The 1,566-nt window shown below is 56.3% G+C and carries 1 protein-coding gene; it reads right to left on the bottom strand.

Annotation, left to right across the window (positions count from 1 at the left end; translation table 11 throughout):
- Positions 1 to 175 precede the first annotated feature (175 nt).
- Positions 176 to 1,366 (bottom strand): MFS transporter, encoded by a 1,191-nt coding sequence (locus tag H7847_RS26525; RefSeq protein WP_227272715.1) that lies wholly within the window; start codon positions 1,364 to 1,366, stop codon positions 176 to 178.
- Positions 1,367 to 1,566 lie beyond the last annotated feature (200 nt).

Genomic DNA, 1,566 nt, shown 5'->3' on the forward strand with positions numbered 1-1,566 from the left:
GGTCTGCGATACGTCTAAACCAATGTAGTTTTTCATGGTCGTCTCTCCTTCAGCTCAAGGTTTCTGAGATCGACATTAGCCGTTCTCAATGCCCTTGAAGCCGAGCGCTCAGCAGATACGCCATGTCTGCTTTTAGAACGCGGGGCCAACTGACGAGAAACACTGCTGCGATCTTCTAGGTTTTCGCTGATCTGATCTGATCTGAAATCAGCAAGGCAATTGCCGCTACAACCACTCCACCTGAAATCATAGCCAGAACCTCCCATCCGATACTTGAAACCACGAACCCGGAGGCGAAGGCGCAGACGGTGGAAACAAACGCAATGATGGTGTCGTTGGCACCTTGAACAGCAGCCTTCTCGCTGTCCGACACAGCCGCGTCGAGCATTGCTGTGCCTCCGACGAACCCAAAGTTCCACCCAATGCCTAGAATGATCAGTGATCCATAAAAGTGCATGGCCGACAAGCCGAGCGCAGCAGCAACTGCCGCCGCAATAATGATTACAAGTCCGGTGACGGCAATTCTACGCGCGCCAAACCGCTTGATCAGAAAGCCAGTGAAGAAGCTCGGGGCAAACATCGCGACAATGTGCCAACGCACGACATCACTGGCGGTTGCCTCGCTGAACCCGCATCCGACCATTGCGATCGGCGTTGGGATCATGAGAAACACCATGACGCCCTGTGAAACAGCCGCGACGCCAATCGCCTGTCTGATTGCCGGACGACGGAGCGCGGCAAGGGCCGCGAACTTCCGCGTCGGCCTACCGGTTGTATCACTGGTAGGCCGGGGCATTCGGACGGCAGCAAGGGGAACAAGACCAAGCAACGCAATCAGCCCGGTTGCCGCGTAAGCCCCTGCAAAGGGGACCGGGGCGAGCGCATCCCGTGCGATGATGAATACCTGCGGTCCAGCAATCGCCGCGACCAATAAGGAGCTCAGCATCAGCGAGATGGCTACTGGTCGCCAGTTCGGTTTGACGACTTCTCCGGCAGCGAAGCGAAAGTACTGGAACGACGCCCATCCCGACCCCATCAGAAAATGCGCGGCACACAGTAGGGCGAAGTCTTGAGAATAGACTGCGAGCGTGGCGGTAATGGCTCCCAGAAGTGTCATCAAACCGCCGAGCGCGAAGCCAACCCGTCGACCTAGCCGCCCCATCAGGAGCGAGAACGGCGCTGCGGCAACCATACCCGCCAGTGTCTGCACGGAAGAAGGCAGTGTTGCGAGCGTCGGGTCGGGTGCCAACATCAGCCCGGCCAGGCCGCCCAATATTAGCTGGACCGGAAACGCCGCGCCGAGGATCGTATTCGCCAGCAGGAGCCCCGCAAAATCACGGTTCTTAAGAATGGAAGTCGCGTACATAAAAGCAGGCCATTGAAATTGTCTTTGTTCAACATGTTATAGGGCGATCAGAAGAGTTTTCTCTGCAATAGCAGACATGGCGTATCTGCGGCGAATCCGGCTTGGGAGGTTTCGAACGTCGTTAAAGTCGATGTTGAAACCATTCAGCCAGAGGAGAGATACCATGAAACGCTACGTTGGAATTGATGTCGCCCAAGAGC

Origin of the sequence: Roseobacter weihaiensis (assembly GCF_020622345.1) — a bacterium.
Classification (GTDB): Bacteria; Pseudomonadota; Alphaproteobacteria; order Rhodobacterales; family Rhodobacteraceae; genus Roseobacter; species Roseobacter weihaiensis.